The sequence below is a fragment of the Salipiger sp. HF18 genome, assembly GCF_011806505.1.
GTDB lineage: Bacteria > Pseudomonadota > Alphaproteobacteria > Rhodobacterales > Rhodobacteraceae > Salipiger > Salipiger thiooxidans.
On the sequence record NZ_JAATOS010000274.1, the window covers coordinates 1 to 5,529 of the forward strand.

At 64.0% G+C, this 5,529-nt stretch carries 5 protein-coding genes, 1 tRNA gene and 2 pseudogenes; 2 read left to right on the forward strand and 6 right to left on the reverse strand.

The genetic code is table 11. The features are described 5' to 3' along the window. From HC022_RS18230 to pdxH, 5 genes and pseudogenes are all read right to left on the reverse strand, one after another. Window positions 1-1,324: pseudogene (locus tag HC022_RS18230) on the reverse strand (vitamin B12-dependent ribonucleotide reductase); the annotation flags it as partial. Window positions 1,325-1,856: 532 nt separating this feature from the next. Beyond that, window positions 1,857-1,933, reverse strand: a tRNA-Pro gene (locus tag HC022_RS18235). Between the two features lie 45 nt (window positions 1,934-1,978). Continuing rightward, entirely contained in the window at window positions 1,979-2,455 is a 477-nt protein-coding gene (locus HC022_RS18240) for a DUF192 domain-containing protein (RefSeq protein WP_008885120.1), read from the reverse strand. Beyond that, window positions 2,428-2,970, reverse strand: coding sequence for a cold-shock protein (locus HC022_RS18245; RefSeq protein WP_167453376.1), 543 nt, complete (start codon window positions 2,968-2,970; stop codon window positions 2,428-2,430). Before HC022_RS18245 ends, HC022_RS18240 begins: the two co-directional genes overlap by 28 nt. Before the next feature lie 107 nt (window positions 2,971-3,077). Next, window positions 3,078-3,686, reverse strand: a complete 609-nt coding sequence (pdxH, locus tag HC022_RS18250; RefSeq protein ID WP_278184708.1) for a pyridoxamine 5'-phosphate oxidase — start codon at window positions 3,684-3,686, stop codon at window positions 3,078-3,080. Between the two features lie 99 nt (window positions 3,687-3,785). Here pdxH and fabI point away from each other — a divergent pair, with 99 nt between their 5' ends. Beyond that, on the forward strand, window positions 3,786-4,592 hold the full coding sequence (fabI, locus tag HC022_RS18255) for an enoyl-ACP reductase FabI (RefSeq protein WP_167453377.1): 807 nt from the start codon (window positions 3,786-3,788) through the stop codon (window positions 4,590-4,592). Between the two features lie 14 nt (window positions 4,593-4,606). After that, a complete protein-coding gene (gene gpt / locus HC022_RS18260) occupies window positions 4,607-5,107 on the forward strand; it encodes a xanthine phosphoribosyltransferase (protein WP_008884845.1) in 501 nt (166 codons plus the stop codon). A gap of 64 nt (window positions 5,108-5,171) precedes the next feature. Here gpt and HC022_RS18265 read toward each other — a convergent pair. After that, window positions 5,172-5,529 (reverse strand): annotated as a pseudogene (locus HC022_RS18265) (KR domain-containing protein); the annotation flags it as partial.

The window sequence follows — 5,529 nt, forward strand, 5'->3', positions numbered from 1 at the left end:
CGGCGCAGGCCCATGCGGCGTGGCCGATCTGCTCCCACAGCTCGCGGGCGTCGACGGTCTTGGCGACCGAGCCGTCGGTGCGGCGCACGAGTTCCCACGGCCGGCCCTCGCGGACCGCTTCGAGGAAGGCGTCGGTGACGCGGATCGAGTTGTTCGAGTTCTGGCCCGAGACGGTGGCGTAGGCCTCGCTGTCCCAGTCGGTGTCGTAGGTCGGGAACTCGATCGAGGCGTAGCCCTGCCGTGCGTAGTCGAGCACGCGCTTGATGTAGGTCTCGGGGATGGCGAGCTTCTTGGCCTCGCGAATGGCCTTTTTCAGCGCGGTGTTGGCGCTGGCCTCGTAGGCGTCGCTCTCGAGCCCGTCCCACGCGCGGATGGCGTCGAAGATGGCGTTTAGCATCTTCTCGTGCATCTTGGAGCCGGCCACGATGCTCGCGACCTTCTGCTCTTCCTTGACCTTCCAGTTGATGAACTCCTCGATGTCCGGGTGGTCGGCATCGACGATCACCATCTTGGCGGCGCGGCGCGTGGTGCCGCCCGACTTGATGGCGCCGGCTGCGCGGTCACCGATCTTGAGGAAGCCCATCAGGCCCGAGGATTTGCCGCCGCCCGACAGGCGCTCGCCTTCGGCGCGCAGCGACGAGAAGTTGGTGCCGGTGCCCGAGCCGTACTTGAAGAGCCGCGCCTCGCGGACCCAGAGGTCCATGATGCCGCCGTCGCTCACCAGGTCGTCGGCGACGGACTGGATGAAGCAGGCGTGAGGCTGCGGGTGCTCGTAGGCGGACTTGGAGCGGGTCAGCTTGCCGGTCTTGTGGTCGACGTAATAATGGCCCTGACCCGGGCCGTCGATGCCGTAGGCCCAGTGCAGGCCGGTGTTGAACCACTGCGGCGAGTTCGGCGCGGCGGTCTGGCTGGCGAGCATGTGGCGCATCTCTGAGGAGGAGGAGGGGGCATCCTCTGCGGTGGTGAAGTAGCCGCCCTTCCAGCCCCAGTAGGCCCATGCGCCGGCGAGCCGGTCGAAGACCTGCTTGGCCGAGGTCTCACCGCCGCGCGGGGTGTCGGAATTGGCCGGCACCGAGCGCCAGAGGAACTCGGGTACATCCTTCTCGGACACCTTCTTCAGCGCGTCCGGGACGCCGGCCTTACGAAAGTATTTCTGTGCGATGACGTCCGAGGCAACCTGGCTCCACCTGGCCGGAACCTCGAGTTGCTCGAGCTTGAACACCGTGCTGCCGTCGGGATTGCGAATCTCGGAGCTGGTGGTGACGAATTCTCTACCCTCGTAAGCGTCCTGCCCTGCCTTGGTGTATTTTCTCTCGATCTTCATCTCTGCCTCTGCTCCAGCCTGTCCCAAATCACCACCGGCGGACGGATAGACAGGTTCTGCAGAGGCCGGCCGAGCCTGCCTCCGGGCGCCATAAAGATGGTCTGATCCACGATGGTGTTGGTGCTGTCCCCGCCGAAAGCCACTATATGTTGTGCCTTGTTGTCCGGCCCATACAAACTGGCGCAGAATCCCGGAAATGGTCAACGGCTTTTTTCGGAAACTCCGCATATATTTTGCGTTGACCACTTGGCTCGGCACAAGGTCTATGCGATGTCCACGATTCATCCACATAGATGCGCACTGGCCTCCCCCCCGGCTTACCGGGAAAATCACCGGAGGCGCGCAAGTTATCCACAGACGGTGAGAAACCGGCTGAACTCGCGCCTGTGGGTTTCCGCGTGTCGGGCCACGTTGCAGGCAGAACACGGTCAAATCGCGGCCACGACACGGAAAATGCCCGCAAGCCCGCAATCACGGCCGACATGGCTGCGCCGCGGGGCTTCGGGAGATTCGCAAGTTGGGGAGGAGAAAGTGGTCGGGGCGGCGAGATTCGAACTCACGGCCTTCTGTACCCAAAACAGACGCGCTACCAGGCTGCGCTACGCCCCGACACGGACCGCATACTAGCGGGCCGCAGGTTTGAAAAGAGTCAAATCACTCGCAGGGCCAGGCGGCGCCCCGGATTGCCGGGTGCATCATCTCGCTGCCCACGTCGATGCCGAGCTGGCGCGCCAGCCCACCGTTGATTTCAAGCACATATTGCGCCGGAGATCCGCTGGGGATCGGCGTCTCGTCATGCGGCACGGCGTTGGAATGCACCTTCACCACCTGCCCCTTGCCGTCGGCAAAGATCATGTCGAGCGGAATGAGCGTGTTCTTCATCCAGAACGCCGTCTTGCTGGCGTGGCCGTAGACGAAAAGCATACCCGCCGTGGCGGGCATCTTCTCGACAAACATGAGCCCGCGCGAGCGTTCCTCGGCGCTGTCGGCCACGTCGACGTGGAACCGTGCCGTGCCCCAGTCGCCCCGGAGCCAGACCGTGTCGTCACGGCATTGCTGCGCGGCCGCCGGAGCGGCCGTCACGATTGCAGATGCCAGAAAGATCAGGAGTGCCCGAGCGCCGCTTCCCATGCCGAAACCTCGGTGGCCATGAGACCACGCTTACCATCTATCAAACGAATTGCGAGGGCCTCGCCCGGCTGCAGGTCGGCAAGACCCGAGCGCCGCAGCACCTCGATATGGATGAACACGTCGTCGGAGCGGCCGAAGACATTGGCGAAGCCGAAGCCCTTTGCCTTGTCGAACCACTTCACCCGTGCCGGTTCGAGCGGTGCCGCACGCATCACCTCGGGGTCGATGCCCTCGAAATCCGCGAGCGGGACGCCGGCCGGAGCGACCGGCGGCTCGATATGATGAACTTCCGTTGCCTGGATCCCCCTGTCGGTGCGCTGCACCGCCACTTCGATCCTCGCGCCGTCGGCGACCGAACTCTGTCCGAAATTGCGAAGCACGTTCGCATGCAGCAGAATATCCGGGCCGCCCTCGTCGGCGACTACGAAGCCAAATCCTTTTACAGGATCAAACCACTTTACCTTACCGAGTACGTGGTGGGCCTCTTCATGGTACTGTGTCAACTGGGTTTCCATTGGTCGTCTTGCGTTTCCCCGCGCGTCAATTGCTTTAAGGGGACAAGTAAACGCAAGTCATTGCAAACTGTATTTTGTGTCCGAATCCCGTTCATGTAACATGAAATTCAAGGGTTCAGGCGACAAACTGTCCAGGCCTCGGCAAGGTTCCGCCGCCTCCAGACAAACCGGTCGTGCAACCGGAAGGCACCATCGGCCCAGAACTCGATTTCAACCGGCGCGATGCGGAATCCGCCCCAGAACGGCGGCCGTTTCGGCATCGGTCCATGCGTCGCGGTGACCTTCGCGACCTCGGCCATCAGCGCCGCGCGCGAGGCAAGCGGCTGGCTCTGCTGCGAGGCCCAGGCCCCGAGCCGGGACTTCAGCGAGCGCGATTGATAATAGGCATCCGCCTGCGGCCCCTCTTCGCGGGTGACGGTTCCGCGGACCCGGATCTGGCGGCGCAGCGACTTCCAGTGCATCACGAAAGCGGCCTTGCCGGCGGCCTCGATCTCCTGCGCCTTGGCGCTGCCGTAGTTGGTGTAGAAGACGAAGGCCGCGTCCTCTATCTCTTTCAGGAGGACCATACGCACATTCGGCAGGCCGTCGCCGTCCACGGTCGAGAGCGCCATGGCATTGGCGTCGTTGATCTCGGTTTTTTCGGCCTCTGCCAACCAGTTACGCGCTATGATGAACGGGTCTTCGCCGGCGAAGATTCCGGTACGGTCGGACATGATCTGCTTCCTTCGTGAGCGCTGACAGGCGCGAACCCTTGAAGCCCCCGGGACCTTGCCCTAAAGGGTTTCGGAAACAGCAATGCCGGTTGGAGGAAGGGAATGTCAAACACTCTGATGGCGGGCAAGCGTGGCCTGATCATGGGTCTCGCCAACGACAAGTCGATCGCCTGGGGCATCGCGAAGGCCCTGCATGGCGCGGGCGCCGAGCTTGCCTTTTCCTATCAGGGTGACGCCCTGAAGAAGCGTGTCGATCCGCTGGCCCAACAGCTTGGCTCGGATATCGTGCTGCCCTGCGACGTGGGCGACGAGGCCTCGATAGATGGTCTCTTCGACGCTCTCAAGCAGCGCTGGGACAGCCTCGATTTCGTGGTTCACGCGATCGGCTTCTCGGACAAGAACGAGCTGCGCGGTCGCTATGTCGACACCAGCCGGGACAACTTCAAGCTGACGATGGACATCTCCGTCTACTCGTTCACGGCCGTGATGAAGCGCGCAGAAAAAATGATGGTGAACGGGGGGTCGGCGCTGACGCTGACCTACTACGGCGCCGAGCGGATCATGCCGCATTACAATGTCATGGGCGTGGCCAAGGCGGCGCTCGAGGCATCGGTGCGCTACCTTGCCGAGGACCTCGGCAAGGACGGCATCCGGGTCAACGCGATCTCGGCTGGCCCGATCAAGACGCTGGCCGCCTCCGGCATCGGCGACTTCCGCTACATCATGAAGTGGAACGAGTATAACTCGCCGCTGCGCCGCAACGTGACAATTGACGACGTGGGCGGGTCGGCGCTCTACCTTCTGTCCGACCTCGGCGCCGGCGTGACCGGCGAGACACACCACGTCGACGCGGGGTATCATGTGGTCGGGATGAAGGCGGTGGACGCCCCCGACATCACCCGAGGCTGAGAAGGAGCACGGCCATGGATCGACTGCCGCACGAAAAGGGGTTCCATGTCAGCTGGGACCAGATCCACCGCGACAGCCGTGCGCTGGCGTGGCGTCTGCAGGGGCATGGCCCCGAGGACGGCGAGTGGCGGGCCGTGGTTGCGATCACCCGGGGCGGCATGGCCCCGGCGATGATCATCGCGCGCGAGCTGAACATCCGGCTCGTCGACACGATCTCGGTCAAGAGCTACGACAACCAGACCCAGAGCGCGCCGCGCGTCATCAAGTTCCCGGACATGGACGTCATGGGGGACGGCACCGGCGTGCTGATCATCGACGACCTCGTGGACACCGGGCGCACGCTCGAAGTGGTGCGCGCGCACCTGCCAAAGGCGCATGTGGCAACTGTCTACGCCAAGCCCAAGGGCAAGCCGATGGTCGACAGCTACATCACCGAGGTGAGCCAGGACACGTGGATCTTCTTCCCGTGGGACATGGCCCTGCAATACGTGGAGCCCTATCGCGGCACCCACTGACGGCACCTTGCCTCAGAGCATGTGATCCGCCCCGCGCAAGGCTCTTGCGCGGGGCATTTCGGTTTCAGAGCGCCGCCTTCAGCGTCTCGCGCCACGGGGTGGTCGGACGGCCGATGAGCCGCGACAGGGTCTTGTCGTCGCTGTAGAGCCCCCCCTGCGCCGCGCCCTTCTCACTATCTGCGAGCATCGCGGCCACCGGCTCGGGCAGGCCTGCGCCCTCGAGCGCCGCGGCATAGTCCTCGGGCGGGAGGTTGGTGTAGCCTACGGTCTTGCTCGAGAGCTCCGACAGCGCTGCGGCGAAGTCGGTCAGCGTAAAGGCGTCGTCGCCCGCAAGCTCGTAGATCGTGCCAGAGGCCGGCAGCTCGCCGGTCAGCACGGCTGCGGCGGCAGCGGCATAGTCGGCGCGGGTGGCGCTGGCGATG

Coding starts and splice junctions, on each gene's coding strand:
- HC022_RS18240 (WP_008885120.1), bottom strand. CDS start 2,455: ATGGGAAGCGGCGCTCGGGCACTCCTGATCTTTCTGGCATCTGCAATC.
- gpt (WP_008884845.1), top strand. CDS start 4,607: ATGGATCGACTGCCGCACGAAAAGGGGTTCCATGTCAGCTGGGACCAG.
- fabI (WP_167453377.1), top strand. CDS start 3,786: ATGTCAAACACTCTGATGGCGGGCAAGCGTGGCCTGATCATGGGTCTC.
- HC022_RS18245 (WP_167453376.1), bottom strand. CDS start 2,970: ATGGAAACCCAGTTGACACAGTACCATGAAGAGGCCCACCACGTACTC.